We start from the raw sequence: 17,730 nt of genomic DNA, 5'->3' as shown, positions 1-17,730 counted from the left end.
ACATCCCAGGGGTGCAAGGTGTCAAGCGGCGAGGTTGGCGCGGTGGTTCCAGGCGGTGTGTTCGTTGTAGAGGGTGCGGTGTTTGAGGCAGCCGTGGAGGATGCCGATGAGCCGGTTGGCGAGCGCACGCAAGGCTTGGGGGTGGGACTTCTTCTGATCTCGCAGGCTGTCGTAGTAGACGCGGGCGCCGGGACTGCCGGTCAGCGCGCTTTGCGCCATCGCCATGGCGGCGGCGTTGAGGCGGGTGTTGCGGATATGGCGGGCCAGCACGACGTGCCCTTTGCCTGAGGCGATGGTCCGTGGTGAGGTGCCGGCATAGTTTCTGCGAGACTTGGCGGTGGCATAGCGTTCGGGGTCGTCCCCGAACTCGCCAAGCATCCGGGCGCCGGTGATGTCACCGACTCCGGGCATGGACAGGTAGATCTCGGCGTCGGCGATGCGCTCTAAAAGACTGGGCCATACTGGTTTCCAGTTGATCAATTTGGGTGTTGAGCGTCGTCAGCATGTTCACCGTCACGGTCACGGTCGCCGCATACGCTGCGGTAAGTGCCTCCGGTGCGCTCAGATGACCGCCCCCACGCAGGGCCTGCTGGATCTCGCGGGCACGGGTATCGGTATTGCGTTGGCGGCCACCCTTTTTCAGAGCTGATCGGATCGCCGCGACCGTCAGTGCCGCTCCCTGTCGTGGGGTGGGAGCGCGACGCAACACCGCCAGGCAGTCTTTGTGGGCGAGGTCGCCGCCGAAGGCATCGACCGCGGCCGGATAGTAGGCGCCCAGTTGAGCGCGCAACACGTTCTGTTGTGCTGAGCGCGCCCACACCAGATTCTGATGCGTACGGGCCATCACCGTGATCGCCTTGACCTCGACGGTGTCGGCGGCGACCAATCGATGATTGTGCCGGTCGGTCCGCACCAGATCAGCCAGCGTTTTCGCGTCAGCCTTATCGGATTTGGTGCCCCCGACATGGTGGCGGTCGCGGTACCGCGACACCGACAACGGGTTGATCGCATACACCTGATAGCCCGCGGCGACCAGGGCGGCGACCCACATGCCGTGATCGGTTTCGATCCCCACCACCACCTCAGAGGGGTCGTGGGCGAACCGGGCGAGCAGGTCATGCATCGCCGTCACGCCGGCCGCGTTCTCGGGTAGTCGGCGGGTGGCCAGGGTGGTGCCGTGTTCATCCATCACGCACACGTCGTGATGATCCGACGCCCAGTCGTTGCCCACACAGATCATGTCGGTCGTTCACCTCGTCTTCGGTCGTCTCGATCGATCGTCGGTGTGAACCTTGGGGTGATCACCCTTGACGCGGCCTAATGGATCAGTGCTCACCCCACATGGTTCAGGGGGCACGACATCCCAGAAGCGTTCTAGCGGGTGATCCTTACCCGGCCGGGCCACGGTCTTCGTGTAGAAATCCGACACCGTTTCAGGGTCTCGGAGTGGTCACCGGCCGGGAAGGCTCACACAAACCAGCATCCCCTGCAGGACGCCGATCCACCCCCATTAGGGTCTGGTGAGACACGTTGCGAAGCCCTTCGTGGCAGTGAGAATGGGTGTGGGTGGTTGACCGGGTTTGGGTCTGACTTACTTCGTGGCTGACGGTGCTGTCATGGGCGAGATGTGTCGGCCCGGAACTCCGGTCGATCACCTGCACCAAGTGACCTGTGAGGACCGGGGCGGGTGTGACCTGATTAGGACCCTGTCTGGCTGGTAGGCCGTGACTCTTCACTGTCCTGTCCACCCGCCCCGGTGAGGTCATCCACCACCGCAGTGAAGGAGACACCGCCAGAATGGCTGAGACAGCAGTGACCACGCAAGTGGTCGTACTCGGAGTCGACACCCATCAACAGACCCACCACGCCGCGATCGTCGCCATCGACGGCCGCCCGCTGGCCGATCGCGAGTTCCCGACCACCACCGCCGGCTACACCCAGTTGTGGCAGTGGGCGTGTGGCTTCGGCCGCGTCGAGGATGCCGCAGTGGAATCGAGCGCCTCCTACGGGGCCGGGTTGACCCGGATGCTCACCGCCGAAGGGGTGCGAGTGATCGAGGTCAACACCCCCGATCTGCCGCGCCGCTACGCCCACGGTAAGACCGATCAACTCGATGCCTACGCCGCAGCGATGGCAGTCATCACCGGCCGCGCGACCGCGGTGGCCAAAGACACCCGCGGCGCGGTCGAATCTGTTCGGATGCTCACCGTGGCAAGGGCTTCGGCCGTCGAGGAAGCCACCCGCATCGGTAACCAGATCCGTGACCTGTGTACCACCGCACCAGCCGAGTACGCCGATCAAGCGCGCCAGGCCCGCACCATCGCCAAGCGGGCAGCATTCATCAAAGACTTGCCGGTACCAGCCGAGAAAGCTGATCTGTCCGGGCCGGCCGCGGCGTTCGTGCGCGCTGCGCGGTCGCTGCTCGACCGACACCGACTCGCCCAACAACAAGCCCGGTCTTTGGCCCGCGAACTCACACGACTGCTGAGCAAGCTGGTACCCACCCTGCTCTCGCGCCCGCAGATCGGGCCGATCACCGCCGCCCGCCTGGTGATCACCGCCGGTGACAACGTCGAGCGGATGGGCACCGAGGCACGGTTCGCCAAACTCGTCGGCGCCGCCCCGTTACCGGCATCCTCAGGCAAAACCAGCCGTCACCGACTCAACCGGGGCGGGGACCGGCAAGCCAACAGTGCTCTGCACATGATCGCGGTCGGACGCATGAAATCCCACGCCCCCACCCGCGCCTACGTCGAGCGACGTTCCGCCGAACACAAAACGAAGAAAGACATCCTCCGCTGCCTCAAGCGCTACATCGCCCGCGAAGTGTTCCGCGACCTCACCACTGACCTCGGAGCACTTGACAAGCTATAGGACCCTCTCGCTTCGCTCGCACCTCAGGGAGCAGAGGTCGGGCTCGCAAGCTCGCACCTCAGGGAGCGGGGGATATGCTGAGCCACCGCTCCCCGAGCAACAAGGTCAACCGTTCTTCCCGAACGCGTTCCGGGCAATTTCGACGAACCGTGCTGCAGCAGCGGAGTTTCCCGGCCTCCAGAGCAATCCCAGATGTGCGGTGGCATCGACATCCCGGATCGGCACCCCGACCACGCGGTCGTCGGCCGCGGCGATCGACTCGCTGAGAATGCCGACTCCCATTCCGCTGCAGACCAACTCGATGATGGCGTCCGGCGACGAGGCCTCGATCGCGGGTCGGATGGCTCCTCCGGCGACCGAGGCCGCCGCGTCGAACACGCTTCGGATACCCGCGCCGCGGGGCAGGCAGATGAGCGATCGGTCGCGCAGCGAGGCGAGATCGACGGTGCGGCCCCGGGGCCGGCGCGGTGAGGTCACGCGCGGACGGGCCGCGATCCGGGATCTCTGGGCATCGGTCTTGGCGCACCGGCCGACCTTCGCGCCGGAACCGCCGTTGCCGACCCTGGTATTCGGGGACGATCTCGCACTCACGTCGACTCCACCCCGTGATGGTGCAGGCGCCCGCGCGCAGGTGGTGGCGCGGCAGGCCGACGGATCGTGGGTGCGGATCATCGACCAACCGGAGTTCCAGGCACCGAAGTCCTGAGACTCCGGGCCTGGATTTCTGAGGCCGGATTCAGATCCCGTGCTAGCTTCGCTGTGGTGGCGGTTACATCCGCCGGGCGACGGTGCGAAGGGACGGATCGGGCGTGGGAGTACCGGAAGCGGACGGTGTCGCCGCGAAGATCGCGTCCCGCCTCGCCGACAAGCGTGGCGGCACGCTCTCGGTCGAGGGCGCGAGACTCCTGCCGGCGGGCGCGAGCAGGGCGACGTACGCGGCCACCCTCGTCGACGGAACCGGGCAGGTCGAGCCGATCATCATCCGCGCGGTTCCCGCTGCAACCGACGACGGCGGACTGCGGGCCGAGGCGCAGGTCCTGCGTGCCGCCGCCGACGCCGGGGTGCCGGTGCCGGAGATCCTCGACGCCGGATTCGACGAGGACGACAACGCGCTGGGATTCCCCTATCTGGCAATGAATTTCATCGACGGAGAATCCATCCCGCGGCGCATTCTGCGAGACGATGCCTACGAGGGTGCGCGCGCCGGATTCGTCGATCAGTGCGGCGAGATCCTCGCACGTATCCACCGGATAGACGTCGCACAGACGCCCGGTCTCGGTGATCTCGGCGATCCGATCGACGGTTTGCGGGACCTGTTCCCACGCGAGTTCGATGCGATGCCGGCCGGCCTGGTGCTGGCCACCCAGTGGCTCACGGACAACCGGCCCGAACCGTCACCACGGCACACGCTCGTGCATGGCGACTTCCGGCTGGGAAATCTGCTCGTCGACGCCGAAGGAGTTGCTGCGGTTCTGGATTGGGAACTGGTGCACCTCGGCGATCCCGTCGAGGACCTCGGTTGGCTATGTGCGAAGGCGTGGCGTTTCGGAGGGTCGACGCCCGTGGCCGGGATGGGTGACCGGACCTCGCTCCTCGACGCCTATGCGCGCGAGGCGGGTTGGCGTCCCACCGAACAAGCCCTGCGCTGGTGGGAGCTCTACGCCACCGTCAAGTGGGGACTGATCTGCGCGGTGCAGGCCGCCCGGCACCTCGATGGCGTCGAACGATCCGTCGAACTGGCCGCGATCGGACGCCGAAGTGCCGAGCAGGAGTTCGACGCACTGCTCGACCTGGGTCTCGTGTCGCCGGGACCGGTACCCGATCCGCTGGCCGAGGCGCCGGGCGAGGAACCGGACAACGATCTCTACGGTTCACCGACTGCAGTCGAACTACTCGAGGCGCTCACCGAATTCCTGCGGTCCGACGCGGTACAGGCAGACCTGTCGCCGCAGGTGCGTTTCCATACGAGAGTGGCCGGCAACGTCGTCGACGTCGTGCGTCGACAGATGCTCACCGGTGCACGGGACGCCGAAGCGAGCGCGCAACGTCTGAGTGCGCTCGGGGTCACTGATCAGCACGCGCTGTGCGAGGCCCTGCGTTCCGGCGAACTCGACGGCACCGACCCGAAGGTCCGTGACGCCGTTGTCGCCGACGTGCGGGCGCGACTCCTGGTCGCCAACCCCAAGTACTTCGCGGTCCCTCACCCGTGACCGCCGGACATCCGATCCCAACCGAGAGGGGTTCATCGTGGACTTCGCACTGCCCGAGTCGCTGACCGACTATCTTGCCGAACTCGATGCCTTCATCGAGGCGGAGATCATTCCCCTCGAGCAGACCGACGACAACATCCGCTTCTTCGACCATCGGCGCGAGGACTCCCGAACAGACTGGGAGCGTGGTGGTTTGCCGAACAAGGAGTGGGAAGCTCTTCTGGGAGAGGCGAGACGACGCGCGGATGCGGCCGGCCACTTCCGCTACCCCTTCCCGTCCGAGTTCGGTGGTCGGGACGGATCGAACCTGGCGATGGCGATCATCCGCGAGCACCTGGCGTCGAAAGGTCTGGGGCTGCACTGCGATCTGCAGAACGAGCACGCCATCGTCGGCAACAACATCGGGCTGCTCCTCATGCTCGAGTACGGCACACCCGAGCAGCGGGAGGAATGGGTGGAGGGCCTGGCCGCGGGTACGAAGTTCTTCGCCTTCGGCATAACCGAACCCGACCACGGCTCCGACGCCACGTGGATGGAGACGACCGCCGTCCGCGACGGCGACGACTGGATCATCAACGGCGAGAAGACGTGGAACACCGGTATCCACGCCGCCCATCGCGACATCATCTTCGCCCGCACCAGCGGCGAACCGGGCGAGGCCCGCGGCATCACGGCGTTCCTCGTCGACCCGCAGGATCCGGGTTTCGCCGTGGAGGAATATCTCTGGACGTTCAACATGCCCACCGACCACGCGCACATCACGCTGCGGGACGTCCGGGTGCCGAACTCCGCGGTGTTCGGGGCGGAGGGAGCCGGCCTGCAGGTCGTGCAGCACTTCTTCAACGAGAACCGCATCCGGCAGGCGGCCTCCAGTCTCGGTGCCGCCCAGCACTGCGTCGACCGTGCGGTGGCCTACGCCAACGAGCGCGCGCCGTTCGGCAAGAAGCTCTCGACGAACCAGGCGATCCAGTTCCCGCTCGTCGACCTGCACACCCGGTGCGCGATGATCCGGGCGCTGATCCGCGAAACCGCCTGGAAGATGGACACCTACGGGCCGTTCGCCGCGTCGGCCGAGGTCTCCATGTGCAACTACCAGGCGAACCGGCTGTGCTGCGATGCCGCCGACCAGGCGATGCAGGTGTTCGGCGGACGCGGATACTCGCGGCACGAGCCGTTCGAGCACATCTACCGGCACCATCGGCGCTACCGGATCACCGAAGGTGCCGACGAGATCCAGATGCGACGCGTCGCCGGATACCTGTTCGGTTTCATGTCGGGAAAGGCGCCCAAGGGAGTGCAGTCGTCCTGAGTAGGCTGACCACATGATCGCGGTCATCATCATCGTGGCCACCGTGGTGGTTGCCCTGTTCATCCTCGGCGGTGCCGCCTGGTTCGCGTACGACTCGGACAAACGGGTGCGCACCTTCGCCCGATCCACCGACCTGATTCCCGGCCGACCGGGTCGGGCGCCGGAGAGCTGGGCCACCGACAACACCCGGGAAGCACTGCTGCATCGGCGCATTCGATACGCGATCGCCGACGTGCATGCCAACCCGGCGATCCCGCACGACGACGAACTCGTCGCGGCACGCAACCGCCTCGACGACGCGGTCTTCGAACTCGACGACCGGCTCATCGCATCGGTGGACCTCGGTGGCGAGGAGGCGACCGAAACCCTCGACCGAGCCGAAGCCGGGATCAAGGACCTCGAGAAGCTGCCGAAGAAGCTGTGGGAGGCCCCCCGCGAGGAACAGCTCGCCGACCTCGACCGCGTCGCCCGAGTGCTGTCGCGCGGCTGACGGTCAGATCACCGTCGGCCGTGGCGGCGGGTCCGGCTGCGGGGGAGCCGGCTGTGGGTCGGGAGCCGGCGGCGGGGTCGGAACGGGAATCGGCGGCTCCGGCGGCGGCTCCGGGATGGGCTCGGGCGCAGGCACGGGCTCGGGCGGAGGTGGGGGCGGCGGGACCGGTTGACTCATGTGCGGACTCCTCTCGACGCGAATGTCTCGTTCGCGGTTCGCTTGGTTCGTCCTGATGACTTCTCCGACGCTACGCCCGTGCCGGGAGCCCGGCCACCGGGCGACACTCAGGGGCCGGCGAGTTCCAGCAGTGTGCGCACGGTCCGCAGGTTACGGCCGGTGCCCTGTACCCCCAGGCCGCGCGCGATGACCGGTGCGGTCAGGGTCGATCGTCCGGCCCCGTCGGCGTAGCGGATGTGCAGGTCGGACCCGAGGACGCGGACCACATCGTCGCCGAAGTCCATGCGTTCGAACGCGGCCACCTTGTCGCGCGCCGGTTCGCCGGTCAGGAAGTACACGTAGGAGTATTTGTCGTCGACGACGTCGAACGGATGCGCCTCGAGCGCGGCCCGGACCTGTTCGGGCGAGCGGCTGATGACCTCCCGGAACCAGCCGTAGCGATCCTGCAGCGCGGTCTCGAGCGCGCGGTCGAACCGCTCGGGGTCGGCGGGCGGCGAACAGATCAGGTTCCCCGACGCGATGTAGGTCGAGACCTCCGTTGCCCCGAGATCGGCTGCCATATCACGTAATTCGGCCATGGGTAGTTTCGCGCCGCCGACGTTCACCGCGCGGATCAGCACGATGCGCCGGCTCACGAACGTACCTTCGACAGGTCGGTCCGAATCAGCATCACGTTGTAGTCGTCCCACCGGGAGACGACGAAGTAGAGGTCCCTACCCGACGATCGAGGGTGGATGTAGGGCGTGTACAGACCGCTGGACTGCTTGTGCGAGACGAGCACCCGCTCGCCGCTCCACGGACCCACGGGTGACGGCGACGTGCGCATCACGATCGTCCCCGATCGCTCGGTCAGCATGATGAACCGGCCGAGGAATGCGTTGTACGCCACGGACATCTCGCTGACCGGGCCGGCGACGATCGGCGTGGCCTCGGCCGGATTCGACGACCAGCCCGTGCCGCCGCGAAAGTACTGGTACCGGTCGAGGTTCAGGATGTCGGCGGGGCGGAAACGGGCCACGTGAGCAGAGCCGAAACGCCCGTTCGGGGTGCCGTACTGATAGATGTACTCGCCACTCCGGAGAAAGGCGCCCATCTGGAACCGGTTGTGGCCACGCTTCACCTGGGGCACGCCGGGGACCGTCAGATCGGCATTCCAGCGAAGGGTGTTGCTGTCGACGGTCCAGGTCTGACCGTTGTTGTGCGACAAGGCGATTCCCGAATAGTTGGTGTTCCAGCGGCCTGGGCCAAGCCACCGGTGGATCGACATGAAACTGACGAACTGCGTGCCGTTGATCGAGATCCCGCCGGTGGGAATCCGCCCGACCTCGATGTTGCGCACCCCGACCGCGTTGAACATGGGTTGCGCCCACGTCGGGTGGGCCGGTGTCACCGAGGCGCCCGACCGGACCGATCCGGGTACGGCGTTCGGGAATCGGATTCCCTTGGCGAGGTCCGAAGCCGCGTCACTGCGCAGCATCGTGTTGTGCTTCCAGGCCATCTGCCCCGCGCATCGGCCCCAGGTGTCACCGAAGGCCATCAGGATCTGACCGGAGCCGTTGTCCCACGGCACGCCGACGTCGGTCGCGGTGATGCCGAAACGGGTGTCGGTGCGGGCGGGACTTCGGGGACCGGTCACCCAGGAGATGGCCTTGCTGGCGCCGGTGAGCTTCGGGAGCGGGCCCTGCGGCTTCTTCCCATCCGCCCGATAGCTGCCGAAGTCGAGACTGCCCCAGCCGAGCTCGCTGGACCCCGAACTGCCGGTGCTGCCGACATCGCCCCCGGTGATGCCGGTGGCGTTGCAGACCGCGGCTTCGGCGGGTGCGGACACAGCGGCGAGCAGGCCGCCCGTGAGGGCGACGATCGCGACGGCTGCGAGCACGCGGCGGACCGGGCGCAGACGAATCCGGCTGCGTCGAGGCATGGATGTACCCCCTGGGAGATGACAGGTGGTGTCAGTGTTGCAGAAGTGTCAGCTGGGAGAAGCGTCGATGCCGAACCGAAGCCGGTGCGTGACCCGGGAGGAGCGAGCTTGCGAGCCATCCTCCGGCTCCACAAGCCTGACACTGAAGGGAGTAGTGGGGGAGTTGTTTCTCTGGGATCTGGATCGCGGCGCCCAGCGAATCAGCGGCGGGTGGCCACCGCGAACGTGCGGCGGAAGGGCAGGACCGTGCCCCATTCGCGTCGGGGATAGGCCTCGGCGAGGCGTTGCTTGAGATCGGCGACGAACTGCACCCGGAGTTCGTCGGACAGCGCCTGCATGTACGGGCGGGCGCCGGTGCCGGACATCCAGTCGAACACCGGGTCCTGGCCGTCGAGCACGTGGAAGTAGGTCGTTTCCCAGGCGTCGGCGTGGTAACCGCGGTCGGCGAAGAACTCGAGGTACATCTCGGCGTCGAGTCGAGGGAGCGCCCGCAGGTCGCCGAAGGCCCCCAGGTACGGCTCGGTCGCGGCGAGATCGGCGAGGGCGGAGTGGGTGGGGGAGTCCGTGTTGTTGGGTACCTGCAGAGCGAACGCGCCTCCGTCGGTGACGTGGTCGAGCAGTCGGTCGATGACGTCGAGGTGGTCGGGCACCCACTGGAACATCGCGTTGGAGATCATCAGGTCGACCGGCCGGTGAGGCGTCCACTGCGAGACGTCGGCGGCGTCGTAGTTGGCATGCGGATCGGTGTTGTCGCGGATCGCGCGATCGACCATCTCCGCCGAATCGTCGATGCCCAGGATCTCCGCCGACGGCCAGCGTGCCCGCAGGTGCTTGGTGAGATGACCCGGTCCGCAACCCAGGTCGATCACCGACAGCGGGTTGGTCGGGATCTGTGCGATGAGGTCGAGAAACGGACGCGCACGGACGTCGGCGAACTGCAGATAGCGTGTCGGGTCCCACACAACCATGACTCCACCCTAACCGTGAGCCTGCGATCGGGGGTCGCGGCTGCCGTAGGCTTCCCTGCGTGACAGCTTCCGCGAACCAGGCAACCGATGGCTCCTCCGCAGATCCGGCGGCCGCTCGGCCGTCGTCGAGATCTCGACCGACGGTGCCTGCCTGGGCAACCCGGGCCCGGGTGGCTGGGGCGCGGTGCTCCGCTACAAGGGCACCGAGAAGCGGATCTCCGGGTCCGAGCCGGACACGACGAACAACAAGATGGAGCTCACGGCCGCCATCGAGGGTCTGGCGGCACTGACCAGGCCGTCGACCGTCATCATCTACACCGATTCGACCTACGTGCGCAACGGCATCATGAAGTGGGTCAACGGCTGGCAGGCCAACGGCTGGAAGACCAAGGATCGCAAGCCGGTCAAGAACGCCGATCTCTGGCGTCGTCTGGTCGAGGAAGAGAAGCGTCACAAGGTGGAGTGGCGCTGGGTCAAGGGGCATGCCGGCGATCACTTCAACGAGATCGCCGACGAACTCGCGACCACCGCGGCTCGATCGGTGGCCCGATGACGCCGGTGGCGGTGGCCGTCGAACCCGTCCGCGACGAGCATCTGGTCGCCGCGATCGAAGGTGCGGGCGGCCGGATCGTCGGTCTCGACGACGCCCGGGTGCTGGTGTGGATCGGGCCGCCCGGGGAGTTCCCGGAACTGCCGGACGCCGTCGAATGGGTGGCCCTCAAGACCGCGGGGATCGAGGATTTCGTCGCCGCCGACGTACTCGACGACCGTCGGATCTGGACCAATGCGTCCGGCTTCTATGCCGAGAACGTCGCCGAACACGCACTGGCTCTGCTCCTCGCCGGGCTCCGGCAGATCAACACCGCCGTCCTCCGCCACTGGGACAAGGAGCGGATCGACACCGCGGTCCGGTCGCTGCACGGTTCCACGGTCGCCATCGTCGGAGCCGGCGGGATCGGCGCCTCCCTCGCTCCGCGTCTTCGGACATGTGGCGCTCGCGTCGTCGCGGTGAACCGGTCCGGGCGCGAGGTGCCCGGCGCGCACGAGGTCCGGCAGTCGAATGAGTTGGATCAGCTGTGGGGGACGTTCGACCACGTCGTGCTGGCCGCGCCGTCGACGCCGGAGACGCGGCACATGATCAACGCCGAGAGCCTCGCCGCACTACCCGCACACGCGTGGGTGGTGAACGTCGCGCGCGGGCCCCTTGTCGACGAGGAGGCGCTGCACCGCGCGCTGGTCGACGGGCAGATCGCGGGGGCGGCGCTCGACGTGACCGATCCGGAACCGCCCGCCGACGACCATCCACTCTGGTCGCTTCCGAACGTGATCATCACCCCGCACGTCGCCAACCCGGCATCGGGGCTGACGCGCGAGCTCGCGCCGTGGGTCGCCGAGAACCTGCGCCGATTCGTCGCGAATGAGGAACTCCTGTCCGTGGTGACCACGAACCGCGACTACTGAGCCCGGTGACCTGCCGGTTTCAGCCGATTTCTAGAACACGTTCTCGTTTCGTGCCTCGCCGTGGCATGGTCAACGGGTGATTCTCGATAGATTCCGGATAGACGACCAGGTGGCCATCGTGACCGGCGCGAGCCGGGGACTCGGGGCGGCGATCGCGGTCGCCTTCGCCGAGGCAGGCGGCGACGTGGTGATCGCGGCCCGCAGTGAGTCCGACCTCGCGCAGGTCGCCGACCGGATCCGTGCGGCCGGCCGACGGGCGCACGCCGTCGCCGTCGACCTCGCCGATCCCGACGCCGCGGCGGCACTCGCCCAGACCGCCGTCGACGCGTTCGGCCGCCTCGACACCGTGGTCAACAACGTCGGCGGTGCCATGCCGCGGCCGCTGTTCGACACCAGTCCCAAACACCTCCGGGACGCCTTCGACTTCAACGTCGGCAACGCGCACGCGCTGGTCGTCGCCGGCGCCAAGCAGATCCTCGCGACCACGGGCCAAGGGTCGATCATCAACATCACCTCCGCGGTCGGCCGCGTGCCCGGACGCGCCTATGCCGCCTACGGCACCGCGAAAGCCGCTCTCGCGCACTACACCCGCATCGCGGCGATGGATCTGAACCCGAAGATCAGGGTCAACGGCATCGCGCCGGGTGCCATCCTGACCTCGGCGCTGGAGATCGTCGCCGGCGACGAAGGGATGCGCACCGAGGTCGAGACCTCCACGCCGTTGCACCGCCTCGGTGATCCGGAGGACATCGCCGCGGCGGCGCTCTACCTGGCGTCGCCCGCCGGTGCGTACGTCACCGGCAAGATCCTCGAGGTCGACGGCGGAATCATCGCGCCCAACCTGGATCTCCCGATCCCGGACCTCTGATCGACCCGGAACGTTCAGTCCGAGCCGCGCTCCAGCGCGCCGGCGATCTGCTGTTCGAGATGTGCGGCCGCCACCCGGGGAACGTCGATGATGCCGTCGAGCTCGGCACGGACCTTCTTGTAGGCGGCCTGCCTCTCGGCCGGCGTGGCGCCGGTGTCGGCGGCGACGTTGATGAGTTTGCGCGCCCGATCGAGCGCCTCGCGTTCGATTGGGGAGAACCCGGTCTGCTTGCGACGCCGCGCCTCTCGCTCGGCGGCGTCGAAGGCGGCGGCGTAGTCGCCGACCGCATCGCGGTACTCGGCGAAGTCGGCTGGCGACATGGAGGTCTCGGCCGTGCCGACGGCGGCGGAATCCGATTCGGGCCGTAGATCATCCGCGCGGACCGGGCCCGGTGGAAGGCCAGCGTCAACGGTTCGCGCATGTCGGTCATCAGCGGGAACTCGATCAGAGTCGCGAGATCGAGTTCGTAGGCGAACCACTTCTCGTTGAGCGCGTCGTGCTGCTTGCGGACCCGGCGTAACTGGTCTGCCGAGGTCGTCGTGAGCTTCAGCTGCTCGGTCTGGGCGTTCGCCTTGATCCGGGCGAGCTCGATCTTGTCCTTGCGTCGCTTCTCGTTGTACTTGCCGATCGAACCGGCCCACCCGCCGACGACCGCGCCGACCGGGAAGATCAGCCACCAGTAGCTCTCGGCGAAGTCGACGATCTCGTTCACGGCTCAACTGTACCGAGAGAAGGTCGAGGTCATTAGGGTGAACACATGGCCGACCCGGACGCGCCGAAGCTCAGCCTCGACACCGTCGAGGCCTGGCGAGAGTGGTTGCGCGACAACCATGAGACCTCGCCGGGGGTGTGGCTTGTGTTCTGGCGCAAGGGTTCGGGCCGGGAACCGCTCGACTACGACGAGTGCGTGCGCGAAGCGCTGTGCTGGGGGTGGATAGACGGTCACACCCGCGTCATCGACTCCGACCGCCGCGGCATGTGGTTCACCCGGCGCGGTCGCAACAGCGGATGGTCGGCGTCGAACAAGGCGCGGGTCGCCGACCTCGCGGCCGCCGGCCGCATCCAGCCCGCCGGCCAGGCCGTCATCGACGACGCTCAGGCCCGCGGCCTGTGGACGCTGTTCGACGACGCCGAGGCGCTCATCGAATCCCCCGAACTCGCCGCCGCCCTCGACGCCGACCCGGTCGCCCGGGCCAACTGGGACGCGTTCCCGCCCAGCGCGCGCAAGTTCGGACTGTCGCAGCTCGCCCTGGCGAAGCGGCCGGAGACCAAGACCAAACGCATCGCCACCATCGTCGAACGGGCGGCGCGCAACGAGCGGCCGGCGTGACCCTTCGTGGCGCGCCCTCCGCAAGCTCCGGGCGCTCCTCAGGGAGCGGGGTGGGGGACGCGCTTTTCTTGCTCCCTGAGGTACGAGCGAAGCGAGCCTACTTGTGCTCCCTAAGGCGCGAGCGAAGCGAGCCTACTTGTGCTCCCTGAGGTGCGAGCGCAGCGAGCCACGAAGGGGCTCGCAAGGTGCCTTACCAGGCCCTTCGTGGCTCGTCGCTATCGCTCCTCGCACCTCAGGGACCAATGGGTGTGTGGCGCTCTCGGATTAGGGAGCGGGGTGGGGACGCGCTTTTCCTGCTCCCTAAGGTGCGAGCGAAGCGAGCCTTCTTGTGCTCCCTGAGGAGCGAGCTTGCGAGCGTCACGAAGGGTCTCAGCCCGCCTCGATGGCCCCGGTGAACTGGCTTTCGTACAGCCGGCAGTAGGCGCCGCGGGCCGCGAGCAGTTCGTCGTGGTTGCCCTGCTCGACGATGTGCCCGTCCTCCATGACGACGATGACGTCGGCGTCGCGCACCGTGGAGAGTCGGTGCGCGATGACGAAACTCGTGCGATCCGACCGCAGATTCGCCATCGCCTTCTGGATGAGCAGCTCGGTGCGGGTGTCGACCGAGCTCGTCGCCTCGTCGAGGATGAGGATCGTGGGCCGGGCGAGGAAGGCCCGCGCGATCGTGATGAGCTGCCGCTCACCGGCACTGACGCCACCGCCCTCGTCGTCGAGCACGGTGTCATAGCCGTCGGGGAGGGTCCGCACGAAGTGGTGGACGTGACTCATCCGGGCGGCGTCGAGCACCTCTTCTCGCGAGGCGGTGGGGTCGCCGTAGGCGATGTTGTCGTAGATCGTGCCGCCGAAGAGCCACGAGTCCTGCAGCACCATGCCGGTGCGCTCGCGTAGGTCGTCGCGCGTCATGTCCGTCGAGTCGACGCCGTCGACCCGGATGACACCGGAATCGACGTCGTAGAACCGCATGATCAGGTTGACCAGGGTGGTCTTGCCCGCGCCGGTCGGGCCGACGATCGCGACCATGTGCCCGGGACGCGCGACCAGACTGAGGTTCTCGATGAGCGGCTTGTCCTCGACGTACCGGAAGGAGACGTCGTCGAACTCGATGAGTCCCTTGTCCTCGGCGGGCGTCTTCGGATTCGCGGCGTCGGGCGACTGCTCGTCGGCGTCGAGGATGTCGAAGATCCGCTCGGCGGAGGCGACACCGCTCTGCATCAGGTTGATCATCGAACCGATCTGCGTCAGCGGCTGCGTGAACTGCCGCGAGTACTGGATGAACGCCTGCACCTCACCGAGACTCAGCGAGCCCGACGCCACGCGCAGACCACCGACGACCGCGACCGCCACGTAGTTGAGGTTTCCCAGGAACATGATCGTCGGCATGATGACGCCGGAGATGAACTGCGCGCGCCAACTCGACTCGTACAGTTTCTCATTGCGTTCGTCGAAGGTCGCCTCGATCTCGCGCTGACGGCCGAAGGCGGTCACCAGCTCGTGGCCGGTGAAGGCCTCCTCGACCTGAGCATTGAGCGCGCCCGTCGACGACCACTGGGCCGAGAAGTGCGGCTTCGAACGCTTCGCGATGATGCCGGTCGCGATGATCGCCAGCGGCACCGTGGCCACCGCGATGAGCGCCAGCAGCGGCGAGATCCAGATCATCATGATGAGCAGCGCGATCACCGTCAGCACCGAGTTGGCGAACTGGGAGATGGTCTGTTGCATGCTCTGTGACAGGTTGTCGAGATCGTTGGTCACCCGGCTCAACAGCTCGCCGCGCGGCATCGTGTCGTAGTAGCGCAGCGGCAGCCGATGCACCTTGGCCTCGACGTCGTCGCGGAGCCGGCGGATGGTGCCGACGACGACGATGTTGAGCAGGTACCCGGCGAGCCAGGCGAGCGCCGAGGACACCACGTACAGCACGAGGGTGATCAGCAGCACGCGACCCACGGCGCCGAAATCCACTCCGACGCCGGGGGTCACGTTCATCGACGAGACCATGTCGGCGAACGTGTCGTCACCGCTCTCGCGGAGCCCGGCCACCGCCTGCTCTTTGGTGAGCCCCTCGGGCAGGGTGCGGCCGATCACGCCGTCGAAGACGAGGTCGGTGGCGTAACCCAGCACGCGGGGCGCGATCGCGATCAGCACGACCGAGCCGACCAGCGACGCGAGGGTGACCGTCATCAGCAGTCGATACGACGCAAGTTGTGCGACAACGCGTTTGACCGACGGCCAGAACGAGCGAGGCTTGGATTCGGGTCCGGCCGCCATCGGCGGGCCTCCGGGCCGGGTCATGAGCGCTCCTCCATCGCCATCTGCGATTCGACGATCTCGGCATAGGTCGGGCACGACTGCCGCAGCTCGTCGTGGGTACCGAGCCCGACGACCCGGCCGCGATCGAGCACGACGATCTGCTCGGCGTCGACGATGGTCGAGATGCGTTGCGCCACGACGATGACCGCGGCGTCGCGGGTGGCGGGGCGCAGTGCGGCGCGCAGCCGCGCATCGGTGGTCAGGTCGAGCGCGGAGAACGAGTCGTCGAAGAGGTAGATCGCGGGCCGCCGGATGAGGGCGCGTGCGATCGCCAGGCGCTGCCGCTGCCCGCCGGAGACGGTCGTCCCGCCCTGGGACACCTTGGTGTCCAGGCCGTCGGGCATCGCGGACACGAAGTCCTCCGCCTGCGCGATGCGCAGCGCCTCCCAGATCTCGTCGTCGGTGGCGTCGGCCTTGCCGTGCAGCAGGTTCGAGCGGATGGTTCCCGAGAACAGGTACGGCCGCTGGGGCACCAGCCCGACGACCGACCGGAGCTCGTCGGGATCGAGTCGCTTGACGTCGGTGCCGCCGACCCGGACCGCGCCGGAAGTCGTGTCGATCAGCCGCGGCACCAGCCCGACGAGGGTGGTCTTGCCCGACCCCGTCGAGCCGACGATCGCAGTAGTGGTGCCCGGCTCGACGCGGAAGTCGATGCCGCTCAACACCGGGTCGTCGGCGCCGGGATAGCGGAACTCGGCGGCATCGAACTCCACCGTGCCGGGGTGGGTGGCGAAACCGATCGGTTCACTCGGCGGATGGACCGAGGTGTCGGTGGCGAGGACCTCGGAGATGCGTTCGGCGCAGACCGCCGCGCGCGGGGCCATCATCGCCAGGAACGACGCCATCATCACCGACATCAGGATCTGCATCACATAGCTCATCACCGCGGTCAGTGCGCCGATCTCCAGCGAACCGTCGGAGACCGCGTGCCCGCCGAACCAGATCACCGCGACGATGGTGACGTTGGTGATCACCATGACGACCGGGAACATCAGGGCCATCAACCGGCCGACGTGCAGGGTCGCATCGGCGAGGTGGTCGTTGGCGACCGCGAACCGTTTGCGTTCGTAGTCTTCTCGCACGAACGCCCGCACGACCCGGATGCCGGTGATCTGTTCGCGCAGGACGCGGTTGACGTTGTCGATCCGTTCCTGCATCGCCCGGAAGCCGGGGATCATCTTCGCGATGATGGCCCCCATCGACACCCCGAGGATGGGCACCGCGATGGCGATGACCCAGGACAGGGCCGGCGCCTCCCGGACACCCATGACGATCCCGCCGATGCACATGATCGGCGCCATCACCAGGATCGCGCTGCTCATCACGATGAGCAGCTGCACCTGCTGGACGTCGTTGGTGGTGCGGGTGATCAGCGACGGCGCACCGAACGTGCCGACCTCGCGTGCGGAGAACGAGTTCACCCGATGCAGGAGGTCGCCCCGGATGTCACGCCCGACCCCGAGCGCGGCGCGCGCGCCGAAGTACTGCGCGGTCACCGTCACGATGATCTGGGCGACGCTCACCAGCAGCATCCAGCCGCCGATGCGCAGGATGTAACCGGTGTCCCCGCGGGCGACGCCGTTGTCGATGATGTCGGCGTTGAGGCTCGGCAGGTACAGCATCGCGATGGTCGCCAGCAGTTGCAGCACGATGACGAGCGCGACGTTGATGCGGTACCGGGAGAGGTAGGTGCGGACGAGTCGGGTCAGCATCTAGGCGCCGGGAGCGAAGCGAGCGGGCCGAAGGCAACGGTAGGCGCCGGGAGCGAGAGCCGGCCGGAGTTCACTGCGATCACCTGCGCCAGACTAGTTGCCG

General features: G+C 67.4%; 14 protein-coding genes and 3 pseudogenes. 9 read left to right on the top strand and 8 right to left on the bottom strand.

All coding sequences use genetic code 11. The annotated features are described in order from the left end of the window. Positions 1-21 precede the first annotated feature (21 nt). Positions 22-1,240, bottom strand: a pseudogene (locus tag QAD21_RS22590) (IS110 family transposase). Between the two features lie 557 nt (positions 1,241-1,797). Between QAD21_RS22590 and QAD21_RS22585 the strand changes: the two are divergent. Beyond that, positions 1,798-2,874, top strand: coding sequence for an IS110 family transposase (locus tag QAD21_RS22585; RefSeq protein WP_068971204.1), 1,077 nt, complete (start codon positions 1,798-1,800; stop codon positions 2,872-2,874). Positions 2,875-2,979: 105 nt separating this feature from the next. Here QAD21_RS22585 and QAD21_RS22580 read toward each other — a convergent pair whose 3' ends face one another. Continuing rightward, complete coding sequence (locus tag QAD21_RS22580; protein ID WP_223258956.1) at positions 2,980-3,351, bottom strand: LysR family transcriptional regulator substrate-binding protein; 372 nt, start codon at positions 3,349-3,351, stop codon at positions 2,980-2,982. Between QAD21_RS22580 and QAD21_RS22575 the strand changes: the two are divergent. The 4 genes and pseudogenes from QAD21_RS22575 to QAD21_RS22560 all read left to right on the top strand — a co-directional run. Further along, positions 3,341-3,580: pseudogene (locus QAD21_RS22575) on the top strand (DUF4440 domain-containing protein); the annotation flags it as partial. The gene QAD21_RS22580 and the pseudogene QAD21_RS22575 overlap by 11 nt on opposite strands. A gap of 103 nt (positions 3,581-3,683) precedes the next feature. Next, positions 3,684-5,084, top strand: a complete 1,401-nt coding sequence (locus QAD21_RS22570; protein ID WP_137811004.1) for a phosphotransferase family protein — start codon at positions 3,684-3,686, stop codon at positions 5,082-5,084. A 37-nt stretch (positions 5,085-5,121) separates the two neighbouring features. Then, the gene (locus QAD21_RS22565; protein ID WP_137811003.1) at positions 5,122-6,393 is read left to right on the top strand and encodes an acyl-CoA dehydrogenase family protein; all 1,272 of its coding nucleotides are present in this window, start codon (positions 5,122-5,124) and stop codon (positions 6,391-6,393) included. Between the two features lie 13 nt (positions 6,394-6,406). Further along, complete coding sequence (locus QAD21_RS22560) at positions 6,407-6,883, top strand: hypothetical protein (protein WP_065629435.1); 477 nt, start codon at positions 6,407-6,409, stop codon at positions 6,881-6,883. A 284-nt stretch (positions 6,884-7,167) separates the two neighbouring features. Here the strand turns inward: QAD21_RS22560 and QAD21_RS22555 are convergent, their stop codons facing one another. The 3 genes from QAD21_RS22555 to QAD21_RS22545 all read right to left on the bottom strand — a co-directional run bounded on the left by QAD21_RS22555 (position 7,168) and on the right by QAD21_RS22545 (position 9,949). Next, complete coding sequence (locus tag QAD21_RS22555; RefSeq protein ID WP_068971456.1) at positions 7,168-7,695, bottom strand: DUF1697 domain-containing protein; 528 nt, start codon at positions 7,693-7,695, stop codon at positions 7,168-7,170. Then, entirely contained in the window at positions 7,692-8,981 is a 1,290-nt protein-coding gene (locus QAD21_RS22550) for a DUF4185 domain-containing protein (protein WP_280360277.1), read from the bottom strand. The genes QAD21_RS22555 and QAD21_RS22550 overlap by 4 nt, the downstream gene beginning before the upstream one ends. A gap of 200 nt (positions 8,982-9,181) precedes the next feature. After that, positions 9,182-9,949 (bottom strand): methyltransferase domain-containing protein, encoded by a 768-nt coding sequence (locus QAD21_RS22545; RefSeq protein WP_280360276.1) that lies wholly within the window; start codon positions 9,947-9,949, stop codon positions 9,182-9,184. A gap of 130 nt (positions 9,950-10,079) precedes the next feature. Here QAD21_RS22545 and rnhA point away from each other — a divergent pair, with 130 nt between their 5' ends. The 3 genes from rnhA to QAD21_RS22530 all read left to right on the top strand — a co-directional run bounded on the left by rnhA (position 10,080) and on the right by QAD21_RS22530 (position 12,278). After that, complete coding sequence (gene rnhA / locus QAD21_RS22540) at positions 10,080-10,502, top strand: ribonuclease HI (protein ID WP_280361844.1); 423 nt, start codon at positions 10,080-10,082, stop codon at positions 10,500-10,502. After that, entirely contained in the window at positions 10,499-11,410 is a 912-nt protein-coding gene (locus QAD21_RS22535; protein WP_065629430.1) for a D-isomer specific 2-hydroxyacid dehydrogenase family protein, read from the top strand. Before rnhA ends, QAD21_RS22535 begins: the two co-directional genes overlap by 4 nt. A 76-nt stretch (positions 11,411-11,486) precedes the next feature. Next, positions 11,487-12,278, top strand: coding sequence for an SDR family oxidoreductase (locus QAD21_RS22530; protein WP_065629429.1), 792 nt, complete (start codon positions 11,487-11,489; stop codon positions 12,276-12,278). Positions 12,279-12,292: 14 nt separating this feature from the next. Here the strand turns inward: QAD21_RS22530 and QAD21_RS22525 are convergent. Further along, positions 12,293-12,990: pseudogene (locus tag QAD21_RS22525) on the bottom strand (hypothetical protein). A 45-nt stretch (positions 12,991-13,035) separates the two neighbouring features. On the opposite strand from QAD21_RS22525, the gene QAD21_RS22520 reads away from it, so the two are divergent. Further along, complete coding sequence (locus QAD21_RS22520; protein WP_280360275.1) at positions 13,036-13,608, top strand: YdeI/OmpD-associated family protein; 573 nt, start codon at positions 13,036-13,038, stop codon at positions 13,606-13,608. 369 nt (positions 13,609-13,977) lie between these two features. Here the strand turns inward: QAD21_RS22520 and QAD21_RS22515 are convergent, their stop codons facing one another. Together QAD21_RS22515 and QAD21_RS22510 are read right to left on the bottom strand one after the other, a co-directional pair. Then, the gene (locus QAD21_RS22515; protein ID WP_280360274.1) at positions 13,978-15,897 is read right to left on the bottom strand and encodes an ABC transporter ATP-binding protein; all 1,920 of its coding nucleotides are present in this window, start codon (positions 15,895-15,897) and stop codon (positions 13,978-13,980) included. After that, positions 15,894-17,627: an ABC transporter ATP-binding protein gene (locus QAD21_RS22510; RefSeq protein ID WP_280360273.1), complete on the bottom strand. Its 1,734-nt coding sequence runs from the start codon at positions 17,625-17,627 to the stop codon at positions 15,894-15,896. Before QAD21_RS22510 ends, QAD21_RS22515 begins: the two co-directional genes overlap by 4 nt. Between the last annotated feature and the right edge of the window lie 103 nt (positions 17,628-17,730).

The organism is Gordonia sp. SMJS1 (assembly GCF_029866425.1).
Classification (GTDB): Bacteria; Actinomycetota; Actinomycetes; order Mycobacteriales; family Mycobacteriaceae; genus Gordonia; species Gordonia hongkongensis.
This window is presented reverse-complemented; position numbering and strand designations above follow the sequence as displayed.

Coding starts and splice junctions, on each gene's coding strand:
- QAD21_RS22585 (WP_068971204.1), top strand. CDS start 1,798: ATGGCTGAGACAGCAGTGACCACGCAAGTGGTCGTACTCGGAGTCGAC.
- QAD21_RS22560 (WP_065629435.1), top strand. CDS start 6,407: ATGATCGCGGTCATCATCATCGTGGCCACCGTGGTGGTTGCCCTGTTC.
- QAD21_RS22550 (WP_280360277.1), bottom strand. CDS start 8,981: ATGCCTCGACGCAGCCGGATTCGTCTGCGCCCGGTCCGCCGCGTGCTC.
- QAD21_RS22545 (WP_280360276.1), bottom strand. CDS start 9,949: ATGGTTGTGTGGGACCCGACACGCTATCTGCAGTTCGCCGACGTCCGT.
- QAD21_RS22535 (WP_065629430.1), top strand. CDS start 10,499: ATGACGCCGGTGGCGGTGGCCGTCGAACCCGTCCGCGACGAGCATCTG.
- QAD21_RS22520 (WP_280360275.1), top strand. CDS start 13,036: ATGGCCGACCCGGACGCGCCGAAGCTCAGCCTCGACACCGTCGAGGCC.
- QAD21_RS22515 (WP_280360274.1), bottom strand. CDS start 15,897: ATGACCCGGCCCGGAGGCCCGCCGATGGCGGCCGGACCCGAATCCAAG.
- QAD21_RS22510 (WP_280360273.1), bottom strand. CDS start 17,627: ATGCTGACCCGACTCGTCCGCACCTACCTCTCCCGGTACCGCATCAAC.